The 14,878-nt window shown below is 54.3% G+C and carries 18 protein-coding genes; 11 read left to right on the top strand and 7 right to left on the bottom strand.

Translation table 11 applies throughout. From position 1 onward, the window contains the following. Nucleotides 1-103: 103 nt before the first annotated feature. Together P1U71_RS00370 and P1U71_RS00365 are read right to left on the bottom strand one after the other, a co-directional pair. On the bottom strand, nucleotides 104-1,702 hold the full coding sequence (locus P1U71_RS00370; protein WP_301103555.1) for a rhodanese-like domain-containing protein: 1,599 nt from the start codon (nucleotides 1,700-1,702) through the stop codon (nucleotides 104-106). Beyond that, nucleotides 1,699-2,277 carry a hypothetical protein gene (locus P1U71_RS00365; protein WP_301103554.1) on the bottom strand — a complete coding sequence of 193 codons (579 nt, stop codon included), beginning with the start codon at nucleotides 2,275-2,277 and terminating at the stop codon, nucleotides 1,699-1,701. Before P1U71_RS00365 ends, P1U71_RS00370 begins: the two co-directional genes overlap by 4 nt. A 97-nt stretch (nucleotides 2,278-2,374) precedes the next feature. On the opposite strand from P1U71_RS00365, the gene P1U71_RS00360 reads away from it, so the two are divergent. Then, nucleotides 2,375-3,835 carry a M20 family peptidase gene (locus P1U71_RS00360; RefSeq protein WP_301103553.1) on the top strand — a complete coding sequence of 487 codons (1,461 nt, stop codon included), beginning with the start codon at nucleotides 2,375-2,377 and terminating at the stop codon, nucleotides 3,833-3,835. A 6-nt stretch (nucleotides 3,836-3,841) separates the two neighbouring features. On the opposite strand, the gene P1U71_RS00355 is transcribed toward P1U71_RS00360, so the two are convergent. After that, nucleotides 3,842-4,087, bottom strand: a complete 246-nt coding sequence (locus P1U71_RS00355; RefSeq protein WP_301103552.1) for a ParB N-terminal domain-containing protein — start codon at nucleotides 4,085-4,087, stop codon at nucleotides 3,842-3,844. 100 nt (nucleotides 4,088-4,187) lie between these two features. Here P1U71_RS00355 and P1U71_RS00350 point away from each other — a divergent pair, with 100 nt between their 5' ends. Next, complete coding sequence (locus P1U71_RS00350; protein ID WP_301103551.1) at nucleotides 4,188-4,376, top strand: DUF1508 domain-containing protein; 189 nt, start codon at nucleotides 4,188-4,190, stop codon at nucleotides 4,374-4,376. A 6-nt stretch (nucleotides 4,377-4,382) separates the two neighbouring features. Here the strand turns inward: P1U71_RS00350 and P1U71_RS00345 are convergent, their stop codons facing one another. Further along, nucleotides 4,383-5,039: a cation transporter gene (locus P1U71_RS00345; RefSeq protein ID WP_301103550.1), complete on the bottom strand. Its 657-nt coding sequence runs from the start codon at nucleotides 5,037-5,039 to the stop codon at nucleotides 4,383-4,385. Between the two features lie 153 nt (nucleotides 5,040-5,192). Between P1U71_RS00345 and P1U71_RS00340 the strand changes: the two genes are divergently transcribed. The 4 genes from P1U71_RS00340 to P1U71_RS00325 all read left to right on the top strand — a co-directional run bounded on the left by P1U71_RS00340 (nucleotide 5,193) and on the right by P1U71_RS00325 (nucleotide 8,944). Then, nucleotides 5,193-5,603: a PaaI family thioesterase gene (locus P1U71_RS00340; protein ID WP_301103549.1), complete on the top strand. Its 411-nt coding sequence runs from the start codon at nucleotides 5,193-5,195 to the stop codon at nucleotides 5,601-5,603. A 7-nt stretch (nucleotides 5,604-5,610) separates the two neighbouring features. After that, nucleotides 5,611-6,555, top strand: coding sequence for a threonine/serine dehydratase (locus tag P1U71_RS00335; RefSeq protein ID WP_301103548.1), 945 nt, complete (start codon nucleotides 5,611-5,613; stop codon nucleotides 6,553-6,555). A gap of 89 nt (nucleotides 6,556-6,644) precedes the next feature. After that, nucleotides 6,645-8,363 (top strand): long-chain fatty acid--CoA ligase, encoded by a 1,719-nt coding sequence (locus tag P1U71_RS00330; RefSeq protein ID WP_301103547.1) that lies wholly within the window; start codon nucleotides 6,645-6,647, stop codon nucleotides 8,361-8,363. Nucleotides 8,364-8,392: 29 nt separating this feature from the next. After that, nucleotides 8,393-8,944 carry a 3'-5' exonuclease gene (locus P1U71_RS00325; RefSeq protein ID WP_301103546.1) on the top strand — a complete coding sequence of 184 codons (552 nt, stop codon included), beginning with the start codon at nucleotides 8,393-8,395 and terminating at the stop codon, nucleotides 8,942-8,944. A gap of 305 nt (nucleotides 8,945-9,249) precedes the next feature. Here the strand turns inward: P1U71_RS00325 and P1U71_RS00320 are convergent, their stop codons facing one another. Continuing rightward, complete coding sequence (locus P1U71_RS00320) at nucleotides 9,250-9,456, bottom strand: hypothetical protein (RefSeq protein WP_301103545.1); 207 nt, start codon at nucleotides 9,454-9,456, stop codon at nucleotides 9,250-9,252. 108 nt (nucleotides 9,457-9,564) lie between these two features. Beyond that, nucleotides 9,565-9,867 carry an SCP2 sterol-binding domain-containing protein gene (locus P1U71_RS00315; protein WP_301103544.1) on the bottom strand — a complete coding sequence of 101 codons (303 nt, stop codon included), beginning with the start codon at nucleotides 9,865-9,867 and terminating at the stop codon, nucleotides 9,565-9,567. 196 nt (nucleotides 9,868-10,063) lie between these two features. Between P1U71_RS00315 and P1U71_RS00310 the strand changes: the two genes are divergently transcribed. Beyond that, entirely contained in the window at nucleotides 10,064-10,939 is an 876-nt protein-coding gene (locus P1U71_RS00310; RefSeq protein WP_301103543.1) for an SDR family oxidoreductase, read from the top strand. Next, nucleotides 10,936-12,096, top strand: a complete 1,161-nt coding sequence (locus P1U71_RS00305; RefSeq protein WP_301103542.1) for an acyl-CoA dehydrogenase family protein — start codon at nucleotides 10,936-10,938, stop codon at nucleotides 12,094-12,096. The genes P1U71_RS00310 and P1U71_RS00305 overlap by 4 nt, the downstream gene beginning before the upstream one ends. Nucleotides 12,097-12,190: 94 nt before the next feature. On the opposite strand, the gene P1U71_RS00300 is transcribed toward P1U71_RS00305, so the two are convergent. After that, nucleotides 12,191-12,715, bottom strand: coding sequence for an EF-hand domain-containing protein (locus tag P1U71_RS00300; RefSeq protein ID WP_301103541.1), 525 nt, complete (start codon nucleotides 12,713-12,715; stop codon nucleotides 12,191-12,193). Between the two features lie 157 nt (nucleotides 12,716-12,872). On the opposite strand from P1U71_RS00300, the gene P1U71_RS00295 reads away from it, so the two are divergent. The 3 genes from P1U71_RS00295 to P1U71_RS00285 are packed head-to-tail and all read left to right on the top strand — an operon-like array spanning nucleotide 12,873 to nucleotide 14,878. Further along, nucleotides 12,873-13,520, top strand: coding sequence for a TetR/AcrR family transcriptional regulator (locus P1U71_RS00295; protein WP_301103540.1), 648 nt, complete (start codon nucleotides 12,873-12,875; stop codon nucleotides 13,518-13,520). A gap of 24 nt (nucleotides 13,521-13,544) precedes the next feature. After that, nucleotides 13,545-13,979 carry a thioesterase family protein gene (locus tag P1U71_RS00290; protein ID WP_301103539.1) on the top strand — a complete coding sequence of 145 codons (435 nt, stop codon included), beginning with the start codon at nucleotides 13,545-13,547 and terminating at the stop codon, nucleotides 13,977-13,979. Beyond that, a complete protein-coding gene (locus P1U71_RS00285; protein ID WP_301103538.1) occupies nucleotides 13,976-14,878 on the top strand; it encodes a thioesterase family protein in 903 nt (300 codons plus the stop codon). The genes P1U71_RS00290 and P1U71_RS00285 overlap by 4 nt, the downstream gene beginning before the upstream one ends.

Here is a 14,878-nt window from a genome sequence, read left to right as displayed (position 1 = left end):
CCATTGCAAGTGCGGCTTTCAATATGTCCTCCAGCTATCTGCAAGGCAAGCATTCCCTTACGTTAACGGGAATAGAATCACTCTATAATTAACCGATCCATAGTCAAAATTTCCGGAATCGGGCAAGTCCGTCCCGCTCGATCTGCTGCACCAGACCAACTTCCCAGTCCAGATACTCCTGCATCCGCCGCCGGGCCGACTCCGGATCATTCGTATCATAGGGTTTGTACCAGACATCATCCGTACGACTTAACAAGTTCGTTTCACCACTTTCCAGGGCGAGGGACGCATCCGCCCAGGCATCGGTACCCCCGTCAAGAACGCGGATGATTGTCTGTGGGCGCAACCTCTCAACTTCCGGGGCCGCAAGATGGGCAATATCCCCATCGGGGGACGTCAGGATGACAAGCCCCACTGCCGGGATAAAAATATGATCCTCCGCCAGTCGCGCGCGGATCGCCCAGTAAGCGCCAGGAACATGACCGCTCCGGTATTCGAGGGAACTCGCCAAATCAATCACGGCAACCGCCTCTCCGGACGCCAGCACCGCATCCAGCTCCAGCGCGGACAGAACTGCCGCCTTCGCAATTTCCGGCATCGGTGCGGGGCCGCTTTCCATCATCTCAGCATCTGTCGCAGTATATACATACACTTCCGGCCAGCTCATCTGAACCAGCCAGGATGCCGTCATAACCCCGCGCACAGCGTCATCATCGATGAGGACAATCCGGCTGTTACGCACCCCGACATATTCATCCGTTGCCTGAACAAGCTGACCGCCCGGCGCATGACGCGCGCCCGGAGCATGGCCGACAAGAAACTCTTCCTCACTTCGCACATCCAGTAGGTAAAGGCTGCGCTCTTCCGTGTCGGCCAGCAAAGACTGCAACGCGGTTTGATCTATTCTTTTGACACCGAAGCGGGCGGCAACCTCTTCTGCCGACTGCTGACTGCGTGCGAGAGCCTGTTCACCCGGCGGAGGGGCAATCGTATCTTCCCGGTGCGCCAGATCCAAGCCGGCCAGGTGCCATCCCATTGTCCCATCCTTCAATGCCGCAACCGGGTTCTTCACCCCGGCATTGATCAGGGATTGCGCGCCGATAATGCTCCGGGTACGGCCCGCGCAATTAACGACAATCTGCGTGTCCTCATCCCCGACCGTCTCGTACACGCGATGAACCAGCTCTGCCCCCGGCATATCCACGCCGCCGGGGATCGACATACGGTGAAATTCCGGAAATGGGCGGCTGTCGAGAACAAAAATTTTCTCTCCGGCCTCACGCCGAGCCGCCAAATCGGCGGCAGAAATATGCGGTGTGCCGTAAGTTTCCTCAACAAATTCGCCGAAAGCCTTGCTGGGCACGTTGACCCCGGAAAAAAGCTCGTAGCCCGCCTCATGCCATCCGACAACGCCGCCTTCGACGAGATATAGATTATCGTAACCGAGAGTACGGAGCTTCTCCGCGGCCTGCTCCCCCAATGGCACCTCCGGTCCCTGATCCAGGATATAGACGGGTGCTGACTTTCGCGGGAGCAGCGCCCCGGCTTTCAGTTCCAACTTGCTGAGCGGCAAGGGGACGGCAAAAAAGGGGTGCCCCTCCGAATGGACGCCATGTTCGCGTACATCGATGAGGGCATATTCCTCCGAGTTTTCCTCCATAATCGCACGAAGGGTCGCCGGACTAACAGTTTTAAAGCTCAATTGCGCGCCTCGCGGATATCTGTATGGGCGGGAAAGACCTTCCATTCATGCGTGTTGTTATTCCAGAATCTCCGCCCATCCAATTGCTCAAGTCCAAGGCCATACATATGAAAATTCAACACCGGTTTGTCGGCATCGATATGGATGGTATGAATTTCACCGGGAAGCATGGCCACGCCTGTTCCCTGCTCCACTACATGACTGGCTATTTGCTCAACGCCGTCCGGCAGTTTTTTATAGAAGCGGTTTTCTTCCTGTCCCTCAATCCCGACAATAACAGCCCATGTCGTATGATCATGCGGCGGAGCGTTCACCGATCCATTGGCGACGTTGAGATAAAGCGCAAAGCCATGATCATCGTCCTCAGACAGCCGATAGAGGCAACTACGGCGTTTTGAATCCGCGCCTGGCGGCGGAAAGTCCTTGATTGAGAAAAGCTCCTTGCGACTGGCAAGTCCGATCAATTCCGACCTGATATCGCCCAGCACCGTTTTCGTTATTTCCTGATTTTTCGCGGCCTGCCGTATCCTATCGACAGTTTCTTTTACCGCCTCTTTGCGTTCTTCCTGCGCCATTGTCTCGCTCCCATTTTTTATTTGCCTTTATATTTACCATCCTGCACCCTTCAGGAAAAGGATTACCGCTAAAAATTCGAACCGGAGTGGTGCAGGGATGTTCAAGAAAATTGGTCTTTTCATCGTCATTGTGATCATTCTCCTGATCGGGGTGATGGCTTTTAACACCTTCACAAACACGCCGGACACCCTGGTTGTCGAGGTGGTTGAGATGCCCGCAATTGACATCGATGCTGTCACGATGCGCCTCTCGGAAGCAGTTCGCATTAAGACCATCTCCACCGGCGTGGACGATCCTCCCGCCAGCGCGGAGTTCGACCGGCTGCATCTTTTGATTACCAGTTCCTTCCCGCTCGTACATGAGAATCTGAAGAGAGAAGTCATCGGCGGGCATAGTCTCCTCTACACTTGGGAAGGGAGCGATCCGAGCCTCCCGCCTGCCCTGCTGATGGGACATATGGATGTCGTCCCCGTCGAGCCCGGTACGGAAGGGGGCTGGGAAGAAGATGCCTTCTCCGGCGCGATCAAGGATGGCGCCATCTGGGGGCGCGGCACGCTGGACGACAAGCTATCTGTCTTCGCGATATTGGAGGCCGCAGAACTCCAGCTAACGGCAGGTTTTGCACCAAAACGCACGCTCTATTTTGCCTTCGGCCATGACGAGGAAATAGGCGGGGAGAATGGCGCGAGGAAAATAGCTGCCTTGCTTGAAGAACGCGGCATCAGACTTGCCTTTACGCTGGATGAGGGCATGGTCATCGTTCAAGGAATCATGCCCGGAGTGGAAGAGCCAATTGCCTTTATCGCGCTTGCAGAAAAGGGATATCTGACGCTGAAGCTGACAGCCACGACGGAAGGCGGGCACTCCTCTATTCCACCGAGAACAACCGCCATCGGAAAGATCGCGCGAGCCGTCTCCCGGCTTGAAGAAAACCGATTTCCTGCCGCCCTCAAAAGCCCGGCCTCGGATATGTTCGATGCACTTGTACCGCATATGGGATTGCCGTTGAAGGCCATCATATCAAACCGATGGCTGCTTGATCCTCTGCTGGTCAGCGAACTGGGCAAGGGCGGCGCGACAAACGCCATGGTTCGCACGACCACTGCTGTCACCATTACCGAAGGCGGCACAAAGGATAACGTTCTTCCGTCAACCGCCACGGCAACGATCAATTTCCGCCTGCTACCGGGTACAAGCATTGAGGATGTTGTCGCGCATGTTACGGATGTAATTGACGATCCAGATATCGACATCACCGTCAAACAGGGAAACGAGGCGTCCCGCGTCTCGAACAAGGACGCAGAGGGATATCGGCTCATAGAGAAAACCATTCAGGAAACTCTGCCCGATGTGCTTGTCTCGCCGGGCCTGATGCTCGCTGGTTCAGACAGCAAGCATTATGAAGCGATCGCGGAGAACAGCTATCGCTTCCTTCCCATGCGCTTTGGTCCGGAGGATATCGCACGTGTCCATGGCACCAATGAGCGAATTTTTATCGAAAACTATGTCGAGATCATCCAGTTCTACCGCCGACTTATGGAGAATACCGGCGGCTGAGCAAAATCAATGCCGCCGGGCCTGAACGATTACAGCATCGATGCTTTCCTCCCCGAGCGCCTTGATCGCCTCAAGCCGGTGCAACCCTTCAATCAAGACATAGCGATCCTGACCGAGACGGACCTGTATCGGTGATTTCTGGCCATTTTCCAATATGTCTTCCGCCAGCGCATCGACGCGTGCCATGTCGAGGAGCTTACGGGCCTTGCTCGTCACATAAATCTTGTCGGTCTCGATAATGACGGTCTTCATCGTGGTTCCAGTTTAAAAAAGATACGGTAGCGTCTATCTCACGATCTCACAAATCAGTGGCTCATGCGTCTAAATCTATATTTAGCCAATGGAGATCAGAATGACAGATAAAGACGACAGAGATAAGTGGGAATTTTACCAGGACCATAACGCAAAGCATCATAAATGGCGTTGGCGGCGCACGGCGACCAATGGGCGCATTGTCGGCGCCTCTACGCAAGGGTATGCGGAAAAGGAAGAATGCATGGAGAATGCCGAACGAAACGGTTATGTCAAAACGCCGGAGTAAACTTGCCTAGCTCGAAGAGGAGGGCAACGGACGACGGCTGTCCTCCTCCCGTATTTCTTCCAACGCCTGACTTATCACCACCCAGGCTCCCTGCAGCGCGAGAAGCGCCATGATCGCGGCGACGATAAAGTCCGGCCAGCCTGTTCCTGTGCCGAAAACACCAGCGGCAGCAATCAAAACGGCAATATTGCCAAGCACATCGTTCCGGGTGCAAAGCCAGACGGACCGCATGTTGCTGTCCCCTGCCCGATAGGACCATAGCAGGATAAAAACTGCGGCATTGGCCACCAGGGCTGCCGTGCCGACTACGCCCATCGTCATCGCGCCCGGCAATGTTCCGGAAATGGCATGCATAATAGCGGTCCCGATCACCCAGACCCCGAACACTGCCATAACCAAGCCCTTGAACAATGCCGCCTTGGCCCGGACGCGGAGAGCCATGCCGAGGACGAAGAGACTGATTGCATAATTTCCGGCATCGCCCAGGAAATCAAGCGCGTCAGCCTGAAGTGAGGCAGAGCCCGCTGTCAGGCCGGCGAAAATCTCGACCAGGAACATCCCGCCATTCACAATCAGGGCGAGCCACAGAATCAACCGGTATCGACCGCTTTGAAGCTCAGCCTTCTTGTCGAAACCATATCCCCCGCAGCAATTCGCACTCATATTCTCAAATATCCTTTTATTCTCGTGACAGGGTAGCATCCCCTATCCCTCATACGTCAAGAGCCATCCTTATAATAGCTAATGCGGCAACTCTCTTGCGCAATGACCAATATTTGCGATACTTAAAAAGAAAAATGATAAAGAGTTCCCTGTATGACAAGTCCTCCAATTCCGGAAGGCTTCCGCGTTTATGGCGCGCGAAGCCCCTTCACCTCAAAGATTGGCCCTCTCTATTACAAAGAGGATGGCGACGACTTTATTTATGGTTTTCTGGCGGAGGAAGGTCATACCAACAGCAACGGTGTCGTCCATGGCGGCATGCTGTTCAGTTTTCTTGACGATATTCTGGGACATATCGTCTGGCGATCGCTCAATCAAAAGCGCTGCGCGACAATTTCCATGAACTGCGACTTCGTCGCGTCCGCCAAGCCCGGCGACTGGGTCGAGGCACGATCGGAAATCAGCCGCAAGGGCATGGCCGTTGTCTTTATGCGCGGCGAATTGCTGGTCAAGGGAGAGCGGATCTTATCTGCCGATGGCATTTGGAAAATTATCGGGAAATGATGGCAGCATGACCACAGATATCACTCTTGAAATGATTGAAACTGCCCGCGACAGGATAGCCCGACGCATTCGGCGGACGCCGCAGATGACGTTCACTCTGGATAATGGACAGGAAGTCTCAGCCAAGCTTGAGAATCTGCAGATTTCCGGTTCCTTTAAAATACGTGGTGCACTCAATACCGTTCTAGGTCTCTCGAAAGAAGAGCTGAAACGCGGGCTGGTCACGGCCTCCGGCGGCAATCATGGGATGGGTGTGGCAACTGCGGGCGCGATGACCGGGACAAAGACAACTATTTATCTGCCCGAGAGTACTCCCCTTTCGAAAATCGAAAAACTCCGGAGAATAGCGACAGAGGTTATCGTCAAGGGAGCCGTTTGGGATGATGCGAACGCGCTTGCTCTTGCCGCCGCCAAAGAGGGAAAACACTATGTTCACCCCTTCGCGAATGCCAGTGTCATCGCCGGGCAGGGAACCACCGGTCTTGAAATACTAGAGGATGCACCCGATCTCGATATCCTGCTGGTCGCCATTGGCGGCGGGGGCCTTATTTCCGGCGTGGCATCGGCGGTCAAGGCCATCAAACCCGGCATCAGAGTGATCGGTGTCGAGGCTATTGGTGCCCCGACCTTGAAAACAAGCCTCGACGCGGGCGAACTAACCACATTGGAAAAAATCGAGACCCAGGCCGGCACCCTTGCTCCGCGCCGGTCGGAAGAGATCAACTACCGGACTATCTCCCGTCTCGTTGACGACATCGTCCTCGTTTCGGATGGGGAGATGAAGAAAGCTGCGGAATGGCTCTGGCAGAACGTCGGTCTCGGGCTTGAACTTTCCGCCGCCGCAGCCGTTGCGGCGCTGCAGTCCGAACGGTTCAGCACCGACCCTTCTGCGAAAATCGGTGTCATAATATGCGGCACCGGACCGGACGGGTTTGACCATTCCGGAAAGTGAATCTCCAGTGCACGGTTTCGATTGACCCCCCTCCCCTCGCGACGTAACCTGAGCTTAAACAGGGAAAATAATATGTTCTGGGGAGATGCATGTCTGAATTTGTATGGGAGAAGTCCTACCCAAAAGGGGTAAAGTGGGAAATCGAAATCGAGGAGAAGCCGGTCTACAGCCTTCTCGATGAAGCGGTTAAGAAATGGCCCAATCAATACGCCATTGATTTCATGGACAAGCGCATCACCTATGCGGAACTTGATGATATGGTCGATCGGGCCGCAAAGGGGTTTCGGGAACTCGGCGTGAAGAAGGGGGTCCATGTCGGCCTGTACCTGCCGAATACACCCCATTACATTGTCTGCTTCTTCGGTATCTTGAAGGCTGGCGGCACGGTGGTCAATTATTCGCCGCTCGATGCAAAGCGCGAATTGCTCCACAAGATTGAAGACAGCAATACGGATTTCATTGTCACGCTGGATTTGGAGGTTCTATATCCGAATATCGCGGCGATGCTGCAGGAGACGCGACTTAAAAAGATCATTGTCGGCTGTATCAAAGAAGTCCTTCCGTTTCCGAAAAACCTGCTCTATCCGCTGGTCAAATCGAAGGAGATTTCGAAAATCCCGAATGATGACCAGCATCTTACCTTCAAGCAGCTTCTGGCGAATGACGGCAGCGGCGAGGCGAGCCCTGTAAATGATCCAGCGGAACGAGTTGCTGTTCTGCAATATACCGGCGGCACCACAGGCCTTCCCAAGGGCGCCATGCTGACCCACAAGAACCTGATTGCGGCCTGTCAGCAACTCCGTGCAATGCAGCAGGGGGAGGATGCGGTTCTCGTCGACGGTACCGAGAAGGTTCTCGCTGTCCTGCCACTCTTTCATATCTATGCCCTGACAGTCATCATGAATTTCGGGATCGCGGGCGGCGCGGAGATTATCCTTCATCCGAAGTTCGAACTTGATGACGTGATGAAGGACATCAACAAGAAAAAGCCGACGATGTTTCCGGGTGTGCCCACCATGTATATGGCAATCGCGAATCATCCGGAAATTGCCAAATATGATCTGTCATCTCTGAAATTCTGCGCTTCCGGCGGTGCGCCCTTGCCGGTCGAGGTGCAAGATCTCTTCCAGAAGGTGACGGGATGCCGTCTGCTCGAAGGCTGGGGCATGACGGAAACCTCGCCGTCCGGTACGTCTACACCGATGACGGACAAACGAATTCCGGGCGCAGCGGGCGTGCCGGTTCCCGGCGTTGAAATCCGCATCCTTGATGTGGATGACAAAAGCAAGGTCATGCCCACAGGAGAAATCGGGGAAATCACGATCAAGGGTCCGAATATCATGAAGGGCTACTGGAACAAACCCGAGGCCACGGAGGCGAGCTTTATCGGCGACTTCTTCCTGACCGGCGATACCGGCTTTATCGATGAAGATGGCTATATGCATATCGTCGACCGGACCAAGGACATGATTACGTCCGGCGGCTTTAACGTTTATCCGCGCATCATTGAGGAAGCGATATTCGAGCATCCCTATGTGGCGGAAGTGACAGTTGTCGGCATTCCTGATGACTATCGGGGAGAGGCGGCCAAGGCCTTTATCAAACTGACGCCGAACGGCGAAGAATTCACCTTGGAAGAGTTGCGCGAGTATCTGAAGGACAAGCTTGGCAAGCATGAGCTGCCAACGGCGGTGGAATTCCGGCCCGAGCTGCCGAAAACCCTCGTCGGTAAGCTTTCCAAGAAGGAGCTTGTGGAAGAAGAAAAGCTGAAGTATGAGGCGCGTAAAAAGGCGGAAGCCTCTACCTGAGTAAGAGAGAAGGAGCGCAAGAGGCGTGTATGAGTAAATTTCTTGCGATTGACTTTGAGACGGCGAATAACGCACCCGATAGCGCCTGCGCCATCGGGCTCGTCCGGGGGGAAAACGGAAAGATTGTTCATGAGGAGGCTTTTCTGATCCGCCCGCCGAGCCCGGAGTTCTTTTTCACTCATATCCATGGCCTGACATGGGAACATGTAATGGATGCGCCGGACTTCGGGTTGCTCTGGCCCGATATCGAACCCCTTTTTGAGGACGTGGATTTTCTTGCCGCGCATAATTCGGGTTTTGATTCCCGTGTCCTCAAAAGCTGCTGCTCCCGCTATGGCCTCGGCATGCCGGAGCCGGAATTCACCTGCACGGTCAAGCTCGCCCGAGGGATGTGGGAAGTGCGCCCGACAAAGCTTCCCAATGTCGCTCATTTCTTAGGATTGGATCTTAATCACCATGACGCCCTGTCCGACAGCCGGGCCTGCGCGAATATCATTCTCGCTGCTGAGCGGGACGGCTGGTCATATGAGGCCGGATACGACAATGTAGGCGAGCGCTATATCGCCATTGATCAGCTCTAAATTGCCAAAATATATTGCGAATGATTCTTAATATCTATTGACGTGATCGTCTGGCTGTTATTTAATAATGCAAATCATTTGCAATATGGAAATGCCCAATGATCCGAATCAGATGCCTCTCCCCTGCTGCGATGGCCTCTCTTCTCATAAAGACCGCAGAAGAGCAACGTGCCACCAGCGGACAGCCCTGCAAACACTCATATGAGGGGTTTGGAGATCCGCATATTTTATATTTTGCCAAGGCACAAAAAGAAGGGCGGCCCCGGTAACACCGGAACCGCCCTGATCTTTTTACTGCATAATACTCAGGCCGCGGCGCGTGTCGCTGCCTGGACTTTCTTCAACTGACGCCGGGCCGCGTGACGACCATGGGCTTTCAGATTCATTTTACGGGCAGCGCGCTGCATATTGGACCGGCTGTTCTTCGTCAGGCCGCTCCCGCTTCCGCCGCCGCCTTTTTTACGGCTCTTGCCGCCCTGATTGCGGCCATTCCGTGCTGATCTCGCTGTCATGTGACTAGCTCCACTCGCTTCCAACTAAAATTCGAAGCGCCTTACATAATAGCTCATGGTCAAAAGGTACAGAAAAAATTTCACCTTCCGACGCAAAAAGCCGAATAATCAGGAAAAAACGCTCTGCAGCTTCATGGCGATCCCCATGTTACCGGCGATTTTCAACTTACCCATCATAAAGGCGGTCGTCGGGTCCAGCTCGCCGTTCGCAAGGGCTTCGAAATTCTCTTTTGTGATGGTAATGGTGCAATCGGCCTCTTCGTCTTCGTTAGAGACAGTGTTCGGCACGGACGCGGCATCGAGAAAAACAATCCCGTCATCCCCAAAATCAAATTTCAGCGTCGCATCAAGACCACTATCTTCCCCAACGCGCTCCCGCATCCCTTCGGTAATCTCTTCAAGCGTCGCCATCTCTCTTTTCCTTTCAGCATTAGACCAAAACTGTCTATAAATTAGGGTGGAAGGCCTATCGAAGCCCTCAGCAACTAAATTGACGTTAACGTAAACGTCAAGCAAAGGTCTGTCAAATACTGATCCTGCGCAACGTTGAATTGTCAGGAGCTGAGCGGGACCGCAATAAGAAGAAAAAGAAACGTGGGAGACATGAATGAGCTATCGATCCATTTATCGACCGGGACTGTTTGACGGACAATCCATAGTCATTACCGGCGGCGGCAGCGGGATTGGCCGCTGCACGGCGCATGAGCTTGTCTCACTCGGCGCGAAGGTCGCCCTCGTCGGCCGCTCACTGGAAAAGCTGGAGACGGTGCAGGCCGAATTGTCCGAGGCTGGCGGCAAGGCCACCATCCATACCTGCGACATCCGCGATGAAGACGCCGTAAAGGCAACGGTGGCCGAGATTATCACGCAACAGGGCGCCATTCACGGCCTGATCAATAACGCGGGCGGTCAGTTTCCGGCGCTGCTTGAGGAAATCACGCTCAAAGGCTGGGAAGCAGTGATCAAAACGAACCTCACCGGTGGATTTCTGTTTGCCCGGGAATGCTATGTCCAGTGGATGAAGGAAAATGGCGGTGGCCCGATCGTGAATATGATTGCGGACATGTGGAATTCCATGCCGGGCATGGGACATTCCGGTGCCGCCCGCAAAGGCATGGTGAGCTTTACCGAAACGGCGGCACTTGAATGGGCGGCGGCGGGTGTCCGGGTCAACGCCATCGCCCCCGGCATGATTGTCTCGTCGGGCATGGACACCTATCCGGATTGGTGGAAGGAACGAGTGACGGCCCGCATCGCCTCTCACCCCGTGAAACGAATGGGAACCGAATCGGAAGTTTCCGCGGGTATTGTCTTCCTGCTCTCGGAAGCGGCCACCTTCATAACCGGAAGCTGCCTGCGTATCGACGGCGGCGCCCCGAATATCCGCATGAACTGGGATATGCCAGATCACAAAAATAACAAAGCCTTTAACGGATTTCACCTGACAGAAGTACCTGCATTTTTACGGGAGGACGGGGAATGATTTATGGAGCCGAACATCGGGAGCTGATCCGCTCCCTCAGCAAATTCATTGATCAGGAGATCAACCCGCATGTCGACGAGTGGGAGAAAGACGGCGCCTTTCCCGCACATGAACTATTCAAAAAGCTGGGCGATCAGGGATTCCTGGGTGTCTGCAAGCCGGAGGAATATGGCGGGCTCGGTCTTGATTACTCCTACAGCCTTGCAATTTCGGAAACTCTCGGCCAAATCACTTGCGGCGGCGTCCCCATGGCGATCGGCGTGCAAACCGATATGGCAACGCCCGCACTTGCACGCTTCGGCTCAGACTATGTGCGGGAGACATACCTCAAACCCGCGATCGCTGGCGATTATGTGGCCTGTATTGGCGTTTCGGAACCCGGTGCGGGATCCGACGTTGCCGCGATTAAAAGCCACGCCCGCAAAGACGGCGATGACTACATCATCAATGGGCAGAAAATGTGGATCACCAATGGCGCGCAGGCCGACTTCATGTGCATGCTGGTCAACACCAGCGATGGCGCCATGCATGAGAGCAAGTCGCTAGTCGTTGTTCCGATGGACAGCCCCGGCATCACACTCGCGCGCAAGCTCGACAAGATGGGCATGCGGTCTTCTGATACGGCGCAGCTCTTTTTTGAGGATGTCCGCGTGCCGCAACGCAACCTGATCGGCGAAGAGGGCAAGGGCTTCGCCTATCAAATGCAGCAGTTCCAGGAGGAGCGTCTCTGGGCGGCGGGCGCAGGCCTGAAGCCACTAGAAAAAGCGATCAATGATGTCATCGACTATACCCGGACGCGCGAGGCATTCGGCAAGCCGCTGATCGACAACCAGTATATTCATTTTCGGCTGGCCGAGTTGCTGACTGAGGTGGAGCAGCTTCGGTCCCTCGCCTACCGCGCAGTGTATGACTATGTCCGCGGGGAGGATGTGACGATGCTCGCCTCCATGGCAAAGCTCAAAGTCGGACGCCTGACACGGGAGATTGCCGATGCCTGCCTGCAATATTATGGCGGCATGGGCTTCATGAACGAAACGCCGATCACGCGGCTCTATCGCGACGGACGGCTTTCGTCGATCGGCGGCGGCGCGGACGAGGTTATGCTCGGCATTATCTGCAAATATATGGATACCCTGCCCAAGCAGCGGCGGGGTTAACGCGGGAACATATAAAACGAAAGGCCCGCTCTTCCAATGGAGTAAAGAAAAGCGGGCCCCGGTTACGCGATGACAAGGTATCGCGTCTCAAAAATCAGCCTTTTTTCTCACCGTGCTTTTTCGGGCCCATTTGCTGAAGTTCATCGGCAGATAGAACGCCGTCGTTGTTGCCGTCAGCCGCGTCGAAGCGCTTGTCTGACGCGGCGGCGAACTCTTCCTTGGTCACCGTGCCATCTTTGTCCGTATCCAGAATTTCCAGCATCCGCGTAGCGTGGCGCTCTTTACGCTTCTCACGCTTCATTTCGTGAAAGGCACTGGCTTCTTCCTTGCTGATGGAGCCGCTGCCATCCGTATCGAGCTTATCGAAGAATTCCTGCTTGCGAACGGTCATTTCCTCGATACTGATCGTACCGTTACCGTCCTTATCAAGCTTGGAAAAGCGCTCTGTGGATTTCGCGGTCATCTCCTCCAAGGTAATTTCGCCATCCTTGTTGGTATCCAACCGTTCAAATATCCCGCCTTTATGCGGACCTTTCGGTGCACCGTCCGTTGCGGCATAGGCAAGGGCGGGAATCGCCAGGGCGGCAATCACCGACCCAATAATAATCTTCCGTTTCATTCCTCAAGTCTCCTTCACTGGTTTGACTTATCCATTCAACGAACCGGGGAAATTATTTCCGTCGCAAAAAACAAAATTATTTTTACAAGCTGATGGCAGAAATATATTGAACATTGTTCATTTATACAGATAATGTTTATTATCCGGAGACATACTTATGAATGACGGGCATAGAAAGCAAGGCCGCACAGAAAGTCTCGCAAAGTTCAAGCGGCAGCATATTCTTGCCGCAGCGCGCCGGATTTTCGATGCTGACGGGACGGACGGTCTCAATATGCGAGCCATCGCCGAGGAAGCCGGTTACTCACTGGGGGCGGCGTACAACTATTTCCGCACGAAAGAAGAGATCGAGATCGAATTGCTGGCGGGCATCCTCGGTGACTTAACGCGTCATATCAGGGTGGCTCTCCAGCAGGACGTTGCGACGGACAATCAAGGCGCGCGAGCCTTTTCAATATTTGCGTCCCATTTCCGGGACCATCCGGAAGAAAGGCGGCTCCTCCTCTTATCTCTTGCCGATCTCGGTGAAACATCAGGCGACGTCCCTGCGCCCGCACGGAAAGAACTGGATAGCCGTCTGCTTAACCTGATGGGCCTGCTGGCGAATGAGCTGCATCAACGAACCCCGGCCTCCGCCGCCGAAGCGCAGGAAGAAACGACGGACTTCACCGCCTCTCTCCTCGGGATGATGCTGCTGGAAAGCGGCGGCCGCCTTCAATTGCTCAATCAGGACAGTCAAGAAATGGTCGACCGCCACAGCAAACGAATGTTATTAAGGGTGGCGCAACAAGAAGATCAACAATAATTGCAAAACAGGAGTTCCCCGTACATGAGCGGTTATATGGAGAGCTATCGCGGTCAGGTGCTGATGCGAGAATGCGACCTTCTGGGACATATGAATATACAGTATTATGGCTCCCGTATCAGCCTGGCGATGTGCAACATGTTTCACATCATCGGCATGGACCCGGATGACTTGAAGAACGGCAAGCGAGGCCTTGCCGTTGTCCAGCAGGACTCCCGTTATGTCGCGGAGCTTCACGCAGGCGACATTATCCATATGGAAAGCGCGGTTGTCGGCAGCTCAAAGAAAACAGTGACCGTCGATCACCGCCTCTATAACAGTGTGGACGATGGGCTTGTCTTTGCCAGCAGGATGACCGCAGCTTATATGGACCTTGAAAGCCGCAAAGCCATTCCGTTGAGCGACGCCATTCGACTAAAGCTGGTTGATTTAATAACCGATGGGGAGGACGTAGCATGAACAAGCTCCTTCCTCTCTATCGCGGCGGGGTCGAGGCATGGGAATGCGATCAGATGCGCCATATGAACGTGCAGTTCTATATGTCGAAAGGCTCAGACGCCTTTGCCCACCTGCAGAACGCGCTCGGCCTGTCACCATCGACTATCCGCGCAACCCGCAAGGGCCTCCGCTTCAAGACCATCCGCACACAATATAAGTCGGAAGTCCATGCAGGTACCGCTCTTTATGGCATGGGCGGCATTCGGGAAGTATCCGGCGATATCCTCACGGGCTTTATTCATATCTTTGATGCCATTCATGGCAGGTTATCGGCTGTTTATGAATTTACCGCCGACTATGCGGATTATGATACGGATGCGTCACTCCCCCTGCCAGGGGATATAAGAGCCGCCGCCGAGGAATTGACCGACCCGCATCCGGATGTTTTCCACCCCGAGCCCTTTGCCGGAACGTTGATGCCGAACCGCCCACTCGATCACATGTTCGAAAGCACACGCGGGTCCGTCGATGTCTGGGAATGCGATCAGTTCGATCACATCGAAATGCGGCACGTGGTTGGCTATTTCTCCGATGCGGCGACGCATATTATTAATGCGGTCGGCCTGACGCGGGAAATTATCCGCAGCCGCAATTTAGGATCGGCGGCGCTCGATTACTATTCCGAATTTCATGCGCCAATCCGGAAATCCACCGCGATTTTGCTGAAAAGCGGTCTTATCGGCGCGGAGAAGAAGATTTTTCGTTTCGGCCATAACCTGATCAATATGGACACTGGCGAACTGGCGGTCACGACCACCGTTATCGGTGTTTATTTCGATATGACAACGCGGAAATCCGTTCCCTTGCCCAAGGAATTTACGGATTACCCCGCAGAAAAACTTCTCAAAGCACAGATGTGA

Source organism: Sneathiella sp. (assembly GCF_029233945.1).
Classification (GTDB): domain Bacteria; phylum Pseudomonadota; class Alphaproteobacteria; order Sneathiellales; family Sneathiellaceae; genus Sneathiella.
The sequence above is the reverse complement of the archived record's forward strand: the minus strand, read 5'-3'. Positions and strand labels throughout refer to the sequence as shown.